The organism is Burkholderia sp. BCC0397 (assembly GCF_902832865.1).
Taxonomy (GTDB): domain Bacteria; phylum Pseudomonadota; class Gammaproteobacteria; order Burkholderiales; family Burkholderiaceae; genus Burkholderia.
This window is the reverse complement of record NZ_CADFDL010000002.1, coordinates 375,911-396,042: the sequence shown is the minus strand read 5'-3', so window position 1 is coordinate 396,042 and position 20,132 is coordinate 375,911. Positions and strand designations below refer to the sequence as shown.

Sequence of the window (20,132 nt, the reverse complement as noted above, 5' to 3'; positions counted from 1 at the left end):
CGCACAATTTGCGGAGATTGTTGAGTCGCGCGGCGAATGGGCGGATAATCTCCGCATGATGAGCGGAGATTACACCTTTATCTGGGAGTCGGCCGACTGGCCGGCATGGCGCTTCGACCTGCCGGCCCTCGCCACGCCGCTCGCCGACGTCAGCCGTGCGCAAGGCATGCTGGCCGGGCGACTGGCGGATATCGGCCTGGCGTTGCGCGACGAAGCGAGCCTGGCCGCGCTGACGGAGGACGTCGTCAAGACCAGCGCGATCGAGGGCGAGAACCTGAATGTCGCATCGGTCCGGTCGTCGATTGCGCGCCGGCTCGGCGTCGACATCGGTGCGCTCGCGCCGGTCGATCGCCACGTCGAAGGCGTCGTCGACATGGTGCTGGATGCGACGACCCATTCGGCCGCACCGGTCACCGAAGCGCGGCTGTTCGGGTGGCATGCCGCGCTGTTCCCGACCGGCTATTCGGGGCTGTCGAGGATCACGGTCGGCGGATGGCGCTCGGATGCGAGCGGGCCGATGCAGGTGGTCTCCGGGCCGATCGGCCGGCAGCGCGTGCATTTCGAGGCGCCGCCGGCCGCCCGCCTGACGCACGAGATCGGACGCTTTCTCGCGTGGCTCAATGCCGCGCCGGCCGAGCCCTTGCTGATCCGGGCCGGCCTGGCCCACCTGTGGTTCGTCACGCTCCACCCGTTCGACGACGGCAACGGTCGTATCGCGCGCGCGCTCGGGGATCTGGTGCTGGCGCGCGCGGATCGAAGCCCGCAGCGTTTCTACAGCCTGTCCGCGCAGATCCAGCGCGAGCGCAACGCGTATTACGACGTGCTGGAGCGCACGCAGCGCGGCTCGCTCGACGTCACGGAGTGGCTCGCGTGGTTTCTGAATACGCTGGGCCGGGCCATCGATCATGCGCATACGACGCTCGATGCGGTGCTGATCAAGGCGCGCTTCTGGCAGCGATGCGCGGGCGTCGCGATGAACGAACGCCAGGTCAAGGTCATGAATCGGCTGCTCGACGGCTTCGAAGGAAAGCTGACGACCACCAAGTGGGCCGCCCTCGCGAAATGCTCGCAGGACACGGCGCTGCGCGATATCACGGAGCTCGTCGAGCAGGGCATGCTGCGTCGCTCGGCGTCCGGCGGCCGGAGCACGAGCTACGAACTGGTGCCGTTCGACGGCTGACGTCAGCACCGGCTCGTCTCGTCTTGCGCGCGAAAGCATCGTGTGCCTGTCCGATGCAGCGGGTGCGGTTGCCACACGCGTGGGTGAGGCCGCCGTGCGGTGCATGCGGTTCTCGTCGATGGAAGGAGAAGGCATGACTGCGCATGACGACGGCATGATCGTGTTCATCGGGATCATCGAGCGCGCGACGGACGCTGCATTGCGCGACGGCATCGTGCACTGCAACGCGGCCGCCGAAATGGTTGCGACGACATCGAACGTCGATTGATCGGCGTCGCGCACTCGGTTACGCTTCGGCGGGCGGCGGCATGCGCTGTATGCCGGGCCGGGTGTTTTTACCTCGAACGTCGCGTGCAGTAGCTTCTACGGGTGCGCGACCCAGCGACGAGCAAGCCGATGACCATCCACAATCGATCGAATCCGCGCGGACACGCCGCACTTTGCGCAAGTGGCAAGCGGAGCACGTACCTGTCATCCCTCGCGGCGGCCGTGTTGCTGACGCTGCTGCCGGCCGCCGCGCATGCGGCCGGCTTCGACTGCGCGAAGGCCGCATCGCCGACCGAGAAGACGATCTGTGCAGACACCGCACTATCAAAGCTCGACGGCGAGCTGTCGGCCGCGTGGAAGAGGGCGCTCGCGAAGGGCGGCGATACGGCCGCGCTGAAGGCGGCGCAATTGAAGTGGCTCAAGCAGCGCGACCAGTGCGGCAGTGATGCGTCGTGCCTGGGCGACCGCTACCGTGAACGGCTCGCGAGCCTGAACGGCACACCGCTCGCCGCCGACCGCTGGCAGCAGACGTGGTATCTCGACAGCGACAACCCATCGTTCGGCGGCGTGCTGACGTTCACCGGCACGGTGCCGCGCCTGCATTTCGAATTGAGCGCCAACAATGGCGCGAATACCGGCGAGCTTGACGGCGGCGTCGTGCTGCACGGCGACAGCGGCACCTATCGCAAGGACAAGTGCCGGCTCGATTTCGACCGGAAGGGCGGGCGCATCCGCGTCACGCAGCAGGGTGCCGATTTCGATTGCGGCGCAGGTATGGGTGTCATGTACGCAGGCGACTACGTGACCGCCGCGCAGTCCCGGGCCCAACCGCAGGCCGACCTGCTGAGCCTCAAGGTCGTGACGGACGCGCAGCAGAACGCGACCGCGCACAAGCTGCTCGGCGCCGACTATCAATCGCTCGTCGAAACGGTCAATTCCAGCGCCGACGAGAAGGATCTCGACGGCCTCAACGCACACGTGACGTCGTACTGGGTGCGCGGCATCGCGACGACGAACGCGGCGATCGTGATGCGCCGCGGCACCGATCTGTGGATCGGGCTGCTCGTGTTCGATGCGAAGAACAACGTCCGGATGCGTTACTACTCGAACGTTCCGGCGTGGAAGAAAACCGTGCCGAAGACGATCAACGCGTGGCACGACAATCTCGACAAGACGCTGCCGATCGACGTGATGCAGTAAGCAGGCGCTGCCTCGCTATTTCTTGCGCGCCGCGCGCGCCCGCGTCTGCGCCGGCGGCGCGGCGGATTCCCGTATGCGCAACTCGGGCTGAACGGCGTGGCCGGGCCCCGTGGCGCCGTTCTCGAGCGCGTCGAGCAACGCATGCGCGGCCTGGCGGCCGATCGCGTCGGTGTCGACCCACATCGTCGTCAGCGGCGGCTGGATCTCGCGCGCGAGCGCGATGTCGTCGAACCCGGTGATCGACAACTGCGCGGGCACGTCGATGCCGAGCGCCTGCGCTTCGAGCAACGCGCCGAGCGCGAGCGCGTCGTTGCCGCAGATCACGGCGGTCGGCCGCGTCGCCGCGTCGCTGTTGGCGATCGCGCGCAGGCTCGCCCGCCCGAACGCGATCGTGGCCGCGCCTTCGTGTTGATGCACGGGGCGCACCGCGAGCCCGTGCGCGGCAAGCGTGTCGTGAATGCCGCGCAGGCGGGCCTGGACGCGGTCGTTGTCCGTCGACGGCTGCATGATGATCGCGAAATCGCGGTGGCCGAGGTCGAGCAGGTGCGTGGTGAGCCGTGCGAACGCCGCGCGATTGTCGAAGCCGATGCAGCAGTGCGGGCTGTCGTCGCGGTACGCATACGTGACGACGTACGGCACGCGATGCATCGCAAGGAGTTCGAACAGTTCCGGCGGATACGCTTCGCCGACCAGCGACACCGCTTCCACGCCGCGCGACAGCATCGCGCGCACCTGCGCGAGCGCCTGCGCGGGGTCGTAGTTCGAGCAGCCGAGGAACAGCGTGATGCCGTGCTCGGCCATGACCGTCTGCATGCCGGCGACCTGCGACGCGAACACCTGGTCGTCGAGGGTCGGAATGATCGAGCCGGTGATGTGGGTGCGCGTGGACGCCAGCGCGCGGCCGGCCGCATTCGGGATCCAGTTCAGTGCGAGCGCCGCGTCGCGCACGCGCTGCTGCACGTCGGCCGACACCTTGCCCGGATCGTTGTACACGCGCGAGACGGTCGCGGTCGACACGCCGGCCAGTTTCGCGACGTCGCCGAGCACCGAGCGGCCGCTGCCGCGGCGTGCCCGGGGCGTCCCGCCGCGGGACGGGGGCGTGCTCATTGGCGGTCTCCAGGCTGGGTAGGCCTGCCTGCGCCGTGCGTTGCCAGTCGCGTCATTGTTTACCCTCGATTCATGGTGGTCCCGCTTGCATCCGCATTCGATCCTGTGAGAATGTAAGCGCTATCTTCCCGCTGCTTCGTATTATGTCAGACATGGATTTCACCCGCATCGCGAAATTTTCAGAGACGACCGCCTTTCCGGTCATTTTGTCGGCCGCAAATGTAAGCGGTTACATCAAGCAATGAACGGCCTCCGGACACCGCGTATCGCCGTCGTCGGCAGCGTCAACATCGATCTCGTCACGCGCGCGCCGCGCCTGCCGGTGCCGGGCGAGACGCTGCTCGGCACGACGTTCGAGACCGTTCACGGCGGCAAGGGCGCGAACCAGGCGGTGGCGGCCGCGCGCCTCGGCGCATCGGTCGCGATGATCGGCTGCGTCGGCGACGACGCGTTCGGTGCACGCCTGCACGGCGCGCTGGCAGCGGAGCGCATCGACGTGACGCACCTGCACCGGATCGGCGGCACGGCGACCGGGGTCGCGACGATCACGGTCGACGACGGCGGCGCGAACAGCATCGTCGTCGTGCCCGGCGCGAACGCATGCGTCGATGCCGACCGGATCGACGCGGCGCGCGACGCGATCGCAGCCGCCGCGCTGCTCGTGTGCCAGCTCGAAGTGCCGGTCGCCACCGTGGCGCGCGCGATTGCCTGCGCAAGCGCGCACCACACGCCGGTGCTGCTCAATCCCGCACCCGCGCAGCCGCTCTTCGATGCGTTGCTGGCGCGGGTCGACTATCTCGTCGTCAACGAAACCGAGGCCGAGTCGCTGACCGGCATCGCCGTCGGCGACGACGCATCCGCCGCGCGCGCCGCCGAGGCGCTGTGCGCGAGGGGTGTCGGCAACGTGCTGGTCACGCTCGGCGCGCGCGGCGTCTGCTGGCGCGGCAGCGCAGGGAGCGGCCGCCGTCGTGCGATGGCGGTGGCGGCCGTCGATACGACCGCGGCCGGCGACACGTTCGTCGGCGGGTTCGCGGCCGCACGGGCCGGCGGCGCGTCGATGGACGACGCGATCGGCTTCGGCCAGCGTGCGGCCGCGATCAGCGTCACGCGCCATGGCGCGCAAACGTCGATTCCGACGCGCGACGAAGTAAACCGTATGGATACCTGAATTCTGCATGCGACGGAACGGCCGCACCTGGCCCCTACCAGTGACATGGAGACAATCGACATGAACGACAACCCACCTGTTCCGCACGCGCCGCCCCGGATCCGGCGCGGCCAACGCATCGCGCTCGCGCTGTTGATGGCGAGCGGGATCGTCAACTATCTCGACCGCGGCACGCTGGCCGTCGCGAGTTCGGCGATCCGCGGTGATCTCGGCCTGTCGCTCGCGCAGATGGGGCTGCTGCTGTCGGCATTCTCATGGAGCTATGCGCTGTGCCAGTTTCCGGTCGGCGGGCTGGTCGACCGCATCGGCCCGCGCCGGCTGCTCGGCATCGGGCTGATCGTCTGGTCGTTCGCGCAGGCGTCGGGCGGCCTCGTGTCCACGTTCGGTTGGTTCATCGTCGCGCGGATCGTGCTCGGCATCGGCGAGGCGCCGCAATTCCCGTCGGCCGCGCGCGTGGTGAGCAACTGGTTTCCGCTGCGTGCACGCGGCACGCCGACCGGCATTTTCAATGCCGCATCGCCGCTCGGTACCGCGCTTGCGCCGCTGCTGCTGTCGGTTCTCGTTGCATCGTTCGACTGGCGCTGGGCGTTCGTCGTGACCGGGGCGCTCGGTCTCGTCGTCGCCGTCGTGTGGTTCGCGCTGTATCGTGATCCGGTGCGCGCGCAACTGTCCGCCGCCGAACGCAGTTATCTCGATGCCGATGCGCAAAGCGTCGTCGCGGCGCCGAAACTGACCTTCGCCGAATGGCGCAGCCTGTTCTCGCACGGCACGACGTGGGGGATGCTGATCGGCTTCTTTGGATCCGTGTACCTTAACTGGGTCTACTTGACCTGGTTGCCGGGCTACCTGACGATGGAGCGGCACATGAGCCTGGTCCGCACCGGGTTTGCCGCATCGGTGCCGTTCCTGTGCGGGTTCGTCGGTTCGCTGGTCGCCGGCTGGCTGTCGGATTTCGTCACGCGCCGCAGCCGGTCGCCGGTCGTGAGCCGGCGCAATGCGGTGGTGGCCGCGATGCTCGGGATGGTCGCGTTCACGATTCCGGCCGCGCTCGTACAGAGCAATACGGTTGCGCTCGCATGCATTTCGGTGGTGATCTTTCTCGCCAACGCGGCGTCGGCGTGCTCGTGGGCGCTCGCGACGGCGGCCGCACCGCCGAGCCGCATCGCGTCGCTCGGCGCGATCCAGAATTTCGGCGGCTTCATCGGCGGCGCGCTGGCCCCGATCCTGACCGGCATCATTGCGCAGAAGTGGTCGTTCGTGCCCGCGCTGCTCACCGCGGCGGCGATCGCGTTCGCCGGCGCGATGGCCTACCTGCTGCTCGTGCGCAAGCCGATTCCCGAACAGGCCGCGAACGCCGCGCCCGGACCGTTGCCGGCGTAATCGTGCAGCCTGCATTCGCATTCACTGAAGGAAGGAGAAACCGATGCAACACTCGCAGCAATCGAACGTGACCATCGAGGGGATCGTGCCGGTGATGCTGACGCCGTTCGACGACGCCGGCGCGATCGACTACGCCGGGCTCGAGCGGCTCATCGAATGGTATCTGGCGCACGGCTCGGATGCGTTGTTCGCGGTCGCGCAATCGAGCGAGATGCAGTTCCTGAGCCTGGCCGAACGCGCGGCACTCGCGCGCTTCGTGGTCGAGCGCGTGGCCGGGCGTGTGCCGGTCGTCGCGTCAGGCCACATCAGCGACGATCTCGACGCGCAGGTCGCCGAACTGTGCGCGGCGGCCGAATCGGGCGCGCAGGGCGTCGTGCTCGTGACCAACCGGCTCGATCCGCAACGCAAGGGCAGCGCCGCGTTGCTCGACCATCTTCACAGGCTGCTCGCGCGACTGCCGTCGGATCTCCCGCTCGGCCTGTACGAATGCCCGGCACCTTACCGGCGGCTTCTGTCGGATGACGAACTGCGCGCGTGCATCGACACGGGCCGGTTCGTGATGCTCAAGGACGTGAGCTGCGATCTCGCGACGGTGAAGCGGCGCGTCGCGCTTGCCGAGGGGTCGCCGCTGAAGATCCTGAACGCGAACGCCGCGATTGCGTGGGACGCGATGAAGGCCGGGTCCGCCGGTTTCAACGGCGTGTTCACGAACTTCCATCCCGATCTCTACCGGTGGCTGCGTACGCAAGGCGAGTCGAATCCGGCGCTCGCCGACGAACTGTCGACGTTCCTGGTCGTCTCGGCGGTATCGGAGGCGCTGGGCTATCCGGCGCTCGCGAAGCTCTATCACCAGCGGATCGGCACGTTCGGGTCGATCAAATGCCGTGCGATCGACTACGACGTGCGCGAACGATTCTGGGCGCTCGACGCGGTGCTCGACAAGATCGTGGCCGGCACCGAACATTTCCGCCGGCGAATCGCTGCGTTGTAACGGAGGACGCGTGCCGCGCCAGTGGCGTGGCGCGTGATCGCATCGCGTGCCGTGCAGGCGGCCGGCGCGTCCGTTGCCTGCCGGAACGATCCGCGTTGTGCGATGCGTCGCAAGCGCGGTGAAATCATCGCGATTTCTGATCCCGTCGATGGCGGCCACGCGTTCAGCCGTGCCGTCCGGCTCTCTCATTCGGCGGTCATTCGCTACATCACGAAATCACGCACTCGAACCGCCCGCGATCCGCGAGCGCGGTGTCGATGCGCGTCTGGCCATCCTGCCGTGCGTCGCATTGACGATGTCTGACGGACTGTCGACATGTTCTCGCACCCGGCGAGAAAAGCGCACAAGAATCCGGCGAGCGCGGGCACGCCGTCGGCAGGAACGACGTCTACGGGCAGCGCGCGACCCCGCCGCTTACTTGTTGGACAGCGTGCCGCTACTGTTCGCACCGCCAAACAATCGCGTCAGGTATTGCGAGTTGGTGTTCATCCGGGCCATCAGCGTGTTGAGCGCGGTGAACTGCGCCTGATACTGCCTGGTCAGTTGCGCGGCATAGTCGGACAGATCCGACTGCTGCTGCGCGACACGTTTCAGATCGGCGGTCAGTGCGGTCGAAGACGGGCTAGTAACCGGCGTGAAGACAGGCGCTGAGGAGTTGCGTGCCAACGAGTGCTGAGGAGTCACTGGCGCAGTGCGCCGTTTTGATGAAGCGTTCCAATTCAAGCCGGAAATATCGACTGATTCCCGTAACGTAAAGAAGAGGGCACCTTTCGCGTTGCTGAAACAGGGAGGCCGGTGGTTTGCATGGCCGGCCACGCGCCGCATACCGGGTCGATCTTCCGTGATTGTCCACTCATTCGAGACAGCGAATCATATTTAGACGGATTGATGATTTTCGGCGGGACAGTAGACTGCACCTGTGCTTCGCCAGAACCGATCCGGAGCGCGCCGCTACTCGCGGCGTCACCGGACGGATTCTTCGGCGGCGGGCCACATGGCTTGCCGTCCGATTGCGCGAAGAGTGGTCCGTTGCCGGCATCGCGCGCCGATTGGGCGCGCAGCGGCACCGGATGCATCAAACCGTCAATTCAAGGGTGATTGCTATGCGTTACGTTTCGCTGGAGTCGAAGAAGGACGAGCTGCTGCTGGCGGCTCGCGTGCTGATGATGATCCTGTTCGTGCTGTTCGGCTGGCAGAAGCTGAACGGTTTCTCGGGCACGGTCGCGTACATGGCGTCGACGGGGAACCCGGCGCCCGAGCTGGCGGCCGTGATCGCGGTGGCGGTCGAACTGGTGGGCGGCGTGCTGATCGCGATCGGCTTCTATACGCGTCCGCTCGCGCTGGCGTTCGCCGCCTATACGCTCGCGACCGCGCTGATCGGCCATCGCTACTGGGCGCTGCAAGGGATGGAGCAGTACATGGCGATGATCAATTTCTACAAGAACGTGAGCATCATCGGCGGGTTGCTGTTGCTCGCGTTGAGCGGGCCGGGGCGGTATTCGGTCGACCGGAAGTAAGGCGGGACGGCGTTTCCGTTCGGTATCAGGAACCCGGTGCGCGCAAGCGTGCCGGGTTTTGTTTTTGTGCACTTATTTGGATGCAAATCGCTGATGCAGAATTTCAGAATACCCTCTTTGGGTGCGATATCAATATTTACGGTGGTGAAGTTTTGGAAATCAATGGATTTTGAATGTGCACTCCATATATGCAGTTTATTCTCGACGACTCGGAAGTTAGGGCGGCTGGGTTGACTCTAAATCGGTTGGTACTTAATGACTTTTCCAATCAATGGGATTTCATGTGTGAATCGTCTCGATTCTAGCTACCTTGACGCTTGGCCTCGCTTCTTTGTCGGGTGCTACGCCGGCCGGACCGATCTATTCAAATTTGCTATTGAAGTTGTTCTCCAAGACTGAAACGGTCTGAAGCAATCGGGCCGGTTCGTCATCAATGACCTGTCGGTATGGCTGAGACTTGAAATCGCAGCATGACATCGACCGTGCCTGGCCTCGATATTCATACTCCTGCAAAACAGCGAGGGATCAGGCTTGGTGGCCTGAAACGTGAGAGTCCGCGCGCCTGCTTCGGTAGGCGTCGCGTTAGCCTCTCCGTACCCGTTTCCGTATAGGTGGGCCGTGGCGGGGAGACCTTCGGGTCTGTCGGTTCGGCCTTTGCGGCGGTCCGCCAACCCGGTCATTGCGCACTCGCGCCGGAAATGGCTCGAGGACGCGTCACGTACCTTGCCCGGCTCGCGGCAATTGCTCGATATGCGGTGACCGTGAATCACTCCGACGCCGAGCGATTGCAAATACTCGAATCGATCTGGCAACTGAGCGAGCAAAAACGAATGTGATGCACGAGCGCATCGAAAATCGCTGCACAGGGCTTACACGCTACGACAGCAGCGAAACGACGACAGCGATTTATGTTGGCCGACACCGTTAGACATTGAAATCGAGATTCGCTTTCTCAATATTCCAATTTTGCACTTTTCGTCTCGTTTACGAGACACTTGACAATCATTAACGCAGTCTTGCATTCGCGAACTCGAAATCCGGATGATGATTCCGACTCCGAGAGTCCGCCCGCCGCGTGATGCCGCATCGCTACGAGTAGAAAGCCATGAATAAGAATCGATATCGTCTCATGTTCGACCGCACATGTGCCGTGCCGAGTGCCATGTCAGGCAAGACCGGACGGGGTAAGGCACACGCGATCGACCGGGTGCCACAGCCTTTCGCTCGATTGGTTGCGCGATATGTGAAATTCGCGACGATGCTGGCGGCGGGCGCGGTATCGATTTGGGCGAATGCGCAGATTGTCGGGGGCGGTGCGCATGCGCCTTCGGTTATCCAGACACCGACGGGGCTGCCGCAAGTTAATATTAATAAACCGTCGGCCGGTAGCGGCGTGTCGATGAATACCTACAATCAATTTGATGTAGGCAAACCCGGTGCGATATTGAATAATTCGCCAACGGCAGTTAACACGCAATTATCGGGATATATTAACGGCAATCCGAATTTTGGTCCGAACGACGCTGCACGCGTCATCGTCAACCAAGTCAACAGTAACAACCCGAGCCTCATAAGAGGGCCGGTTGAAATTGCCGGGCAACGCGCCGAAATTATTTTATCGAATTCTGCCGGCCTTCAAATCGACGGTGGCGCGTTCATCAATACCTCGCGCGCTGTGCTGACAACCGGGGCGCCGTATTTTAATGCCGATGGTTCCGTCGCTGGATTTAATGTTAGCCGTGGTTTGGTCGCGGTATCCGGATCGGGTCTAAATGCGTCGAATGTCGATCAGCTCGACATTATTTCCCGCGCCGTTCAGGCCAATGCCGCCATTTATGCCAATAAATTAAACGTGGTGGCTGGCGCGAATCAGGTCAATCACGACACGCTTTCCGCGACGCCGATTCAGGGTGATGGTCCCGCTCCGAGTGTCGCAATCGACGTCGGTCAATTGGGCGGCATGTTCGCCCAGCGCATCTTTTTAATCGGGACAGAACATGGTGTCGGGGTCACGAATGCCGGAACGATTGCGGCTCAAGCGGGCGACCTCACCCTGCAATCGAACGGCCTACTCGTCCTGTCCGGCAAGACGACTGCAAGCGGTAATTTAACCGCACACGGCAGCGATGTCCGGAACACCGGCACGACCTATTCGCAGCAGAGCGCAAACGTTTCAGCCGACAACCTCGTTTCGAACATTGGCACGATCGGCGCGCAACAGAACGTCACGATTAATGCGGCGTCGCTGAATTCGACCGGCGGCATCGGCGCAGGCGCAGACAGCAATGGCGCGATCACGCAACCCGGCAACCTGCAAATCGCGACGACGGGGGCGTTGGTTGCATCCGGCCAAAATCTTGCGGGCGGCGATGCGACGCTGACGGGCGGCAGCGTAAACCTGTCTGCTAGCCAGACGGCCGCGAATGGCAATCTGACGTTGAACGCCAATGCGGGCGACCTGAACCTGTCGCACGCGACGACGAGCGCGCAAGGCAGTTTGAACGCGACGGCTTCGGGTGCGTTGGTCAACGACCAAGCGACTCTGTCCAGTCAGAAGGATATGACGCTGACGGCCGGTAGCCTGTCGAATGTTTCGGGCGAGGTGTCGAGCCAAGGGCCGCTGGTGATCCGTTCGTCCGGACAGGTTCAGAATCAGTCGGGTATTTTGCTGTCACAGAACACGGCCGAACTGCACGGCGGCGACATTCTGAATTCGCAGGGCATCGTACAGAGCGCCGGCAAGATGCTGGTGGACGGTGCATCCCTGCAAAATTCTGGCGGACGCGTGGTGTCGCTGAACGGCGACGGCCTGACCGTCGCGACAACCGGTCTGCTGTCGAACGTCTCGGGCACAACGGCGAACGGCGCGCAAGGCGGCGTGATCGGTGGCAGTGGCACTGTCCAGGTGAAAGCCGGCACGCTCGCCAATCACGGCGTGATCAGCGCAAGCGGTGATTTGAAAGTCGATGCGCAGTCGGCGGACAACAGTAACGGATCGCTGGCCGCATCGCATGATGCATCGATTAACGCAGGCACGTCGCTCACAAATGCGTCGGGCAGTATCTCGGCAGCCAACCTCGCGGACGTGCGAGCGACCACCTTGGACAACGGATCGGGTTCCATTGAGGGCAGCCAGTTGTCGCTGACCGCGATCGACCTGAAAAATGTCTCGGGCACGATCACGCAGACGGGTTCGGCCCCGACTACCGTCGCCGTTTCGAACAGCATCGACAATACGTCCGGTGTTTTGACGACGAACAGCACGGATTTGAGCCTGACACCGGCCACGCTGATTAACGATCGAGGACAAATTCAGCACTCCGGCAGCGGCACGTCGACGATCGGTACGGGCAAGTTGTCGAACCAATCAGGGTCGATAGCGACCAACGGGGCGCTCGCCCTGACCGCTGGCGCTGTCTCGAACCAGTCGGGCAAACTGTCCGCACAAAAGGCCGCGACGCTCGACGTGCAATCGTTCGACAACAGCGCCAATGGCTACATCGGCGCTGACAGTGTTGCGCTCAAATCCCAAGGGGCGATCAACAACCGGTCGGGTCTGGTAGAGGCGAGCTATGCCGTGACGGTTTCAGCCGATAGCTTGGCGAACGACTCGGGCACCGTACAGGCGCTTGGCAGCGACGCGCTGTCCGTCACGACGACGAACGCGCTGACCAACACAGCGAACGGAAAGATCGGCGGCAACGGCGACGTGTCCGTGACAGCCGGCAGCATCGACAGCTCGAACGGTTCCCTGCTGGCGAAGCAGTCGCTGACCGTGCAGTCGAACGGGCAACTCAAGAATTCCGCCGGCCTTATTCAAGCGAACCTCGGCAATCTGACGGTCCGCGCACAAGGGGTCATTCTCAACGATGGCGGACAGGTTGAGGTGAACGGTCAAGTCTCGACGCTCAAGCTGTCCGGCGCGAGCATCGACAACTCAAATGGCCGGATTGCAAATATCGGCACCGGCCTGACGACGGTCGACGGCGGTGCATCGATCACGAACAGCAATACATCCGGTAAAGCCGGTGCGGGTACGATCGGCGGCAACGGCGATGTGACCGTTACTGCGCAAACGCTGTCGAACACCCAAGGCGGTCAGGCCGTCGCCGCGCACGACCTGAAACTGAATGTCGGCAAGACGGTGGACAATACCGGCGGGGTTCTCTCGGCCGCAAACAACCTGATCTTCAACGGCGCGACTGCTGCATTCTTGAACCGCAACGGGGCGGTGAAAGCAAACGGCCTGCTGTCGTTGCAAGCGGCCTCGATCGACAACTCTTTCGGCAAGGTCGGTAACGATCCGGGTACTGGCGGCAGCATCACGATTCAGACCGGCTCGTTGGCTAACCAGAATGGCGCGATCGGCAGCGATCAAGACCTGACGCTGAACACCGGTACGCTGACTGGCGACGGTTCGATTGTCGCGGGACGCAACGGTTCCGTCACGCTCGCGAGCGACTACACGCAGACGGCCACGAACAAGGTCCACGCGAACGGCGACCTGACGTTTACCACGTCGGGAAAACTGACGAACCAAGGCGTGCTGGATGCCAATGGTGCGCTCATGGTGAACGCGGCCAACGTCGACAACCTTGCCGGCGCGGACCTGAATTCCGCGAACACGACGATCAACGCAAACGGCGGCACGATCAATAACGCCGGCCGGCTCGAAGGCGACACCGTCACGACCAACAGTGCGACGTTGAACAACACGGGAACCGTCATCGGTAGCGTCGTCACAGCGAATGCGAACACGATCACGAACGACGGGGCCGCTGCTGTCTTCGCCGCCGCGAACCAGTTGAATCTGTTCGCGACAGACCAGTTGTCGAATACCAACGGCGCGAGCATCTACAGCGTCGGCGATATCAATATCGCGGCGAACGGCCAGCGCGACGCGAACGGCTTGCTGGCACACCGCACGCGCAACGTGCTGAACGACCAGTCCACGATCGAAGCACAAAGCAACATCGAACTCGCAGCGGACACGTTCACGAACAACCGTCCCGCACCGATCGTCACGACTGAAACGACCGGCACGACGAGCAAGCACGAAACGAAGCGCGACAAATACATCGCGTGTGCGACGACCAATGCCGATTCGCACTCGTCGTGTACGCAGGCCGTGTGGGACTACGGATACAAGACCCCGCTCACCTCATCCTATAGTGCTTCGCAGGTGGTTTCGGAAACGTCCGGGCCGAACGCAACCGATAACGTACTGGTTGTGAACGTGAACGGGCAGCAGCAAACGATTTACTACAACACGCTGACGAAGAACACAGACGGCTCAATCACCGTCAATTATTGGGACGCCTACAACCCGAATATCAATTATCTGCCGAGTACCGAGTACCCGACGCGCAGTGACGCCCATAAGGGCTATCAGCGCGTCGAAATCTGGCGCGATACGACGTCAACCATCCAGCAGGACAAGATCACCAGCCAGGCGAAGCAGGCGCAACTCGTCGCGGGCGGTAGTATCACGATGGCGAACGTCGGCACCGTCAACAACAACTACAGCGCTATCAGTGCCGGCAAGTCGATCCAGATTGGCAGCACGCAGCAGAACGGCTCCGTTGGAAGCGGCAGCTACGGCGGCACGGTCGTGAACAATACCGGCCAGACGCTGTATCAGTACCAGACCGACAACATCACGTCGATGTACGCGTGGAACGAGGACACGACGCGGGATCGCGGCACAGTCGTCGAGCCGCCGGTTGTGCGCACGCCGGTCGCCATCGGCGGCACGGGCGGCACGATCATCGCGAATCAGTCGGTCAGCATCGACGCGCAGAGCGTCAATAACCAGAACGTCGCGGCGCAGAATTCCGCGACCGGCGCGACGGGCGGCACGCTCGGCAGCAATGCAGCAGGCCAGGGTGTCTCGGGCGGCAAGATGATCAAGGTCGGCGCAGCAACGGGCACGACGACGGTTCCCGTCCTGCAATCGGTCGCGAGCCCGACGGGCGCATTGTCCATTACGTTGCCGACGAACGGCATGTACACGATCCACTCCGCGCCGGACCAGACCTATCTGGTCGTCACCGATCCGCGCCTGACGAGCTATACGAAGTTCATTTCGAGCGACTACATGCTCGGTCAGTTGAACCTGAACCCGGCCCGAATCGAAAAGCGCCTCGGCGACGGGATGTATGAACAGCAGATGGTGCGCAACCAGATCACGCAGTTGACGGGTCGCACGTTCCTGCCGGGCTACGCGAGCGCCGAGGACGAGTATCGCGCGCTGATGACGAACGGCGCGAACTACGCGAAGCAATTCGGAATGATGCCGGGTATGGCGCTGACGGCTGCGCAGATGGACGCATTGACGAGCGATATCGTATGGCTCGTCGACCAGACCGTGACCCTGCCCGACGGCAGTTCGACGCACGTGCTGGCCCCGGTCGTCTATATGGCGAAGACGCATGCGAACGACCTGCAACCGACCGGCGGTTTGATCGCGGCGGACGATGTTCAAATCCATACGGTCGGCAGCACGACCAATTCGGGCGTCATCAAGGGCGGCACGAAAACCGTCCTGACCGCAACCGACATTCTGAATCGGGGCGGCACGATTTCGAGTAGCGGCACGAACGGCACGACGGTCCTGTCGGCCAGCAATGACGTCGTGAACTCTTCGGGCCAGATTACCGGCAATCGGGTTGCCGTTGCAGCCGGCCGCGATATCGTCAACACGACGCTGGTTGATGCGGTTGGCGCGACGGGCGCGGCAGGCGTCAGCAAGGTCAGTACGAGCCTGATTGGTCAGCAAGGCACGATCGCCGCGACGGGTGACCTTGCCGTTCAGGCTGGTCGCGACCTGACGCTTCATGGTGCAAATCTGTCGGCTGGTGGCGATGCGATGGCAATGGCTGGCCGTAACATCAACGTCGATACGGTTCAGTCCACGACGAACCAGTCGATGAAGTTGAACGATCAACGACATTGGGAAGAGTCGTCAACGAAGAACGTGACGAGCGGCATCACCGCAGGCGGCAATCTGGCGATGCAAAGCGGTAACGATACGACGCTCAAGGGTGCGACCGTTTCGGCCGGCAAAGATTTGTCGGTGATGGCTGGCGGCAATCTCACGGCGACGACGGTCACCGATACCGCCAAGCTCGATAATGTCGCGACCGATGCGCGCGCACGCAAGGAAGTTGACCATACCTACGACGAAACTGCTGTCGGCACGACCTTCTCGGCGGGTCGCAATGCAGCACTGTCGGCCGTCAATATCGCTGATGCGACGAAAGGCAATGTTACGTTGACAGGTTCGTCGGTTACCTCGGGTACCAACAGCGCGACGCCGGGCGGTGTGACGATTGCCGGCAGCGGTAACGTGACGATCAACGAAGGCCGTGAGGAACACGACAGCTATAAGAACGTCCAAACGAAGCGCGGCAGTTTCGTATCGGGTTCGACCACCAAGGAATCGAACGACACGCAAGCTAATATCGGTGTCGCAAGCACGGTTTCGGGCGACACCGTGAGGATTCAATCCGGCAAGGACATCACGGTTCAGGGCAGCAATGTAGTCGGCACCAATGATGTCGATCTGAAGGCGGCACGTGACGTCCGGATCACGACTTCGCAGGACACGATGAAGTCGGCCAATAGCTACGAGAAAAAGGAATCGGGCCTCATGTCGAATGGAGGCATGTCGGTGTCGATCGGCACGCGCTCGATGACGGATCAGCAGCATTCCACCGAAGTGTCGAATACCGGCAGCATGGTCGGTTCGCTGAACGGTAATCTGAATGTGACCGCCGGGAACGACCTGCACGCGACCGGTAGCACGTTGCACGCAGGTAATGACGTGTCGCTCGAAGGCAAGACCGTCAAGATCGATTCGGCTTACGACACGATGAGTCAGGCGGAACAGCAGCAATACCGACAGGCCGGCGTGACGGTCGGCGTGACAAGTCCCGTCATCGCCTTGGCGCAGACCGGCAGGCAGATGGTCGAAGCGGCCGGCAAGACCAAGGGCGATGCGCGTTTGACCGCGCTTGCGGCAGCAACGACGGGTCTCGCTGCGAAGAACGCCTATGATGCAACGGGCGGCGGCGATCCCGCTGCGCTCGGAAAAACAGTCGGCGTCAATATTTCCGTAGGCGCGAGCAAGAGCGACAACCAGTCGCAATCGCAAGCGAGTACGGCAGTCGGTAGCACGGTATCGGCTGGCCGAAACGTATCAGTGAAGGCAACCGGCGCTGGTGCCGATAGCAACATCGACGTGATCGGCAGCACGATTTCGGCCGGAGGGAATGCCAAGCTCGACGCTGACGGCAACGTGAATCTGCAAGCGGCTGAAAGCACCAGCAGCCAGTCGTCGAAGAATAGCGGTGGAAGTTTTGGTGTCGGCGTATCGATCGGGGGCGGCAAGCAGAACGGCATCGCGTTTACGGCGGGCGTCGCGGGGAATCGCGGCAACAGTGACGGCAACTCGACCGCCTGGACGAATACGCACGTCACGGCAGGCGACACGCTGACGATTCAATCCGGCGGCGATACGAACATCAAGGGCGCGGTCGCGTCCGGCAAGCAGGTCGTCGCGGATGTGGGCGGCAACCTGAACGTCGAGAGCTTGCAGGACACCGACCATTACAATTCGAAGCAACAAGGCGCGGGCGTGTCCGTTAGCGTGTGCGTTCCGCCGTTGTGTGCCGGCCCGTCGAGTGTATCGGGCAACATTAGTCAGCAGAAGATGAACAGCGACTACGCGGCAGTTGCCGAACAGTCGGGCATCAAGGCTGGCGACGGCGGTTTTCAAGTCAACGTAAAGGGCAATACGGACCTGAAGGGCGGCGTGATCGCGAGTAACGACAAGGCTGTACAGGAAGACAAGAACAGCCTGACGACGGCGACGCTGACGACGAGCGACATCGAGAATCACGCGTCTTACGATGCATCCTCAGTCGGCCTGTCTGGCGGTTACGGCGGCGGCATCGGCAAGAACCAAAAGGGAACGGCCGACAACGTGAATCCGGTCGCCGGCACGAACCTCCCGGATCGTGGTGGATTTTCCGCTACTCCCCCGATTGCATTGAGCGCATCGGACGATGCGAGTTCGACCACGCGTAGCGGGGTCAGCGGCGGTTCGCTCAAGATCACCGACAGCGCCAAGCAGCAGCAGATGACCGGCAAGACTGCCGACGAGACAGTCGCGAGCGTCAATCGCGATACGTCAAATACGGGCGGCACGCTCGCGCCGATTTTCGACAAGGACAAGGTGCAGGCCGGGTTTGATATCACCAGTCAGTTCATCAATCAGGCTGGCACGTTTGTCGATAATCGGTTGAAGGAAGCGGATGCAGCAAAAGCGGCATCGAAGAATCTTGACCTGACGCCCGAACAACGGGCAGCAGCTCAGCAGAAAGCTGATCAGTTGATGGCCGATTGGGGGCCGGGTGGGACATATCGGCAGGTACTGTCGGCATTGACGGCAGCGGCCGGCGGCAACGTCACGGGTAGCGGCGGACAGTTTGTTCAAGCCGGCGTTGTGAACTACCTGCAACAGCAGGGCGCGTCGTACATCGGTGATCTTGTCAAGACGGGAGCGGTCACGGAAGGCAGTCCACTGCACGCAGCAATGCATGCGATCGTGGCCTGTGCTGGCGCGGCTGCAAGTAGTCAGAATTGCGGCGCTGGTGCGATGGGTGCAGCGACGTCGAGCTTGTTGAGCAACCTGTTCACCGATAGTCCGAATGAAACCGCGACGGAAAAGCAGGCGAAGGGAAACCTGATTTCCAGCATTGTCGCGGGCGTTGCCACCGCCGGCGGACTGAACGCAGCGACAGCAACGACGGCGGGTCAAACGGAAGTCGAAAACAACTTCCTCACGCAGCCTGAGCAGACCGCACGCTCGTTGGCGAAGATCAGTTGTTCGACGGCAGCCGATCCGTCGGTGTGTAACCAGAAGGTCAAGCAGCAGTATGGCAAGCTCTGGGAAGCGAACGAAGCCAAGGTAAAGGACTGCGCCAGTGCCGACGCATGTAAGGCCGTTCTTACCGATCTTCGTCAGCAGCAAGTCGAATACGGCGCACGCGAAAACGAACTGCAGCAGAAGCTTCGGAATACTGGGAGCCTGTCTGCTGCCGAGATGGACGAACTGCTGAACCTCAAGTCATCCGACACGAATTTGATGTCGCTCCGTACATCAGCGCTTCAGAACTACACGCGCTATGCTGGCATGGATGCGCTCAAGTCGTTGCAAGGGTCGCAACTCATTGCAGAGCTAGGAGTCGGAGCAGCCCCCAGTATCGGAGCTGGTATAGCTGCGGTGGTGACACCGAATTCGACGATGCGTGCGAACGCGAACGCGTCTGGAGCGTATGTTGATCCCTTGACTAACAAGACTGTAGCGACGAAGGATACATTGGCGGCAGATCACTTTGTACCGAAAAATTGGATCAAGCAGCAACCCGGTTTCGACAAACTGACGCCGGCACAGCAAAGCGATTTGCTGAATGATCCGGTTAATACGAATGGTTTGCCCGGAACATTTAACTCATCCAAGGGTGCGAAAATGCCTGGCGAATGGACGACGTATAAGGGGCAGCCGTTGAATCCAGACTACATCGCAAATAGTGCAACTCAGGGTGAATGGGTCAGGCAGTACCTTACCGATAAGCTCAATTCAATGCTGAAAGGCAACGGTCATGAATGATTTTGGCGCGAATTTCAAAGAAAAATACAACCATGCGAATATGGTGGTTCCGATGGAGGCGGGTCTGGAATTCGGCGCGCAAGCCATACTGGAATATTTTGATGGGCAAATAAAACAAGGCGTGATTTTTAAAGACGGAGAGACAGTTCAATTCGGTTGGTCGATTGTAATTTTGAAGGCAATTGACGATGGAACTCTTGAAGTGTGGGAGCCTGATTTTTCATCGATGCCAATTGCCTGGGTTCGCGGTGCAAACAATACTTACCGTCACCTCATGGTCCAAAAGGAAGTATGTACGCAAATGGGCGTAGACCCGGACTATCCATCGCTCAGACAAGCAGCGATCGTTCGCGCTGGATTTGACGGGAATGGCACATTTTACATGATTCGAGAATCGGAAGCCGCATCGAATTCTGGATGGATTATTGGCTCAAAATACAGTGCCGACGTTAGCGGAGAATTTCGATCGTTATTCGAGATGGCGATTAAGTGTAGGAAGATTGTGCCATTTCTTGCGCTTCCAACTGGTGCAATTGTGAAAGTCGACAAAATTGGTGTGCTTATTGAATTGAATGGAATCGAGGTGTCTTCAAAGTCCAATAAACATATTGGGAAAATATTTTCCGCGTATTGATAATGTATCTTTG

At 61.9% G+C, this 20,132-nt stretch carries 10 protein-coding genes and 1 pseudogene; 9 read left to right on the top strand and 2 right to left on the bottom strand.

Features of this window, described 5'->3' with window-relative positions:
* Window positions 1–55: 55 nt before the first annotated feature.
* The 3 genes from HWX03_RS06875 (at window position 56) to HWX03_RS06870 (ending at window position 2,647) form a co-directional block, all read left to right on the top strand.
* Window positions 56–1,180, top strand: a complete 1,125-nt coding sequence (locus tag HWX03_RS06875) for a Fic family protein (RefSeq protein WP_175870778.1) — start codon at window positions 56–58, stop codon at window positions 1,178–1,180.
* A 133-nt stretch (window positions 1,181–1,313) separates the two neighbouring features.
* On the top strand, window positions 1,314–1,448 hold the full coding sequence (locus tag HWX03_RS37200) for a hypothetical protein (protein WP_279612215.1): 135 nt from the start codon (window positions 1,314–1,316) through the stop codon (window positions 1,446–1,448).
* 128 nt (window positions 1,449–1,576) lie between these two features.
* Window positions 1,577–2,647, top strand: a complete 1,071-nt coding sequence (locus tag HWX03_RS06870) for a lysozyme inhibitor LprI family protein (protein WP_175870777.1) — start codon at window positions 1,577–1,579, stop codon at window positions 2,645–2,647.
* A gap of 15 nt (window positions 2,648–2,662) precedes the next feature.
* Here HWX03_RS06870 and HWX03_RS06865 read toward each other — a convergent pair whose 3' ends face one another.
* Window positions 2,663–3,754, bottom strand: coding sequence for a LacI family DNA-binding transcriptional regulator (locus tag HWX03_RS06865; RefSeq protein WP_175870776.1), 1,092 nt, complete (start codon window positions 3,752–3,754; stop codon window positions 2,663–2,665).
* A 241-nt stretch (window positions 3,755–3,995) separates the two neighbouring features.
* Between HWX03_RS06865 and rbsK the strand changes: the two genes are divergently transcribed.
* Genes rbsK through HWX03_RS06850 form a run of 3 tightly spaced genes read left to right on the top strand, consistent with a single transcriptional unit; the run spans window position 3,996 to window position 7,293 of the window.
* On the top strand, window positions 3,996–4,922 hold the full coding sequence (gene rbsK / locus HWX03_RS06860; RefSeq protein WP_175820835.1) for a ribokinase: 927 nt from the start codon (window positions 3,996–3,998) through the stop codon (window positions 4,920–4,922).
* Window positions 4,923–4,982: 60 nt separating this feature from the next.
* On the top strand, window positions 4,983–6,302 hold the full coding sequence (locus tag HWX03_RS06855) for an MFS transporter (RefSeq protein ID WP_175820836.1): 1,320 nt from the start codon (window positions 4,983–4,985) through the stop codon (window positions 6,300–6,302).
* Window positions 6,303–6,345: 43 nt separating this feature from the next.
* Complete coding sequence (locus tag HWX03_RS06850) at window positions 6,346–7,293, top strand: dihydrodipicolinate synthase family protein (RefSeq protein ID WP_175870775.1); 948 nt, start codon at window positions 6,346–6,348, stop codon at window positions 7,291–7,293.
* Window positions 7,294–7,707: 414 nt separating this feature from the next.
* On the opposite strand, the pseudogene HWX03_RS06845 reads toward HWX03_RS06850, so the two are convergent.
* Window positions 7,708–7,908, bottom strand: a pseudogene (locus HWX03_RS06845) (flagellar hook protein FliD); the annotation flags it as partial.
* Window positions 7,909–8,396: 488 nt separating this feature from the next.
* Here HWX03_RS06845 and HWX03_RS06840 point away from each other — a divergent pair.
* The 3 genes from HWX03_RS06840 (at window position 8,397) to HWX03_RS06830 (ending at window position 20,119) form a co-directional block, all read left to right on the top strand.
* Entirely contained in the window at window positions 8,397–8,810 is a 414-nt protein-coding gene (locus HWX03_RS06840) for a DoxX family protein (RefSeq protein ID WP_027786342.1), read from the top strand.
* Window positions 8,811–9,915: 1,105 nt separating this feature from the next.
* Window positions 9,916–19,485 (top strand): hemagglutinin repeat-containing protein, encoded by a 9,570-nt coding sequence (locus tag HWX03_RS06835; protein ID WP_175870774.1) that lies wholly within the window; start codon window positions 9,916–9,918, stop codon window positions 19,483–19,485.
* Window positions 19,478–20,119, top strand: a complete 642-nt coding sequence (locus tag HWX03_RS06830) for a hypothetical protein (protein ID WP_175870773.1) — start codon at window positions 19,478–19,480, stop codon at window positions 20,117–20,119. The genes HWX03_RS06835 and HWX03_RS06830 overlap by 8 nt, the downstream gene beginning before the upstream one ends.
* Window positions 20,120–20,132: the final 13 nt, after the last annotated feature.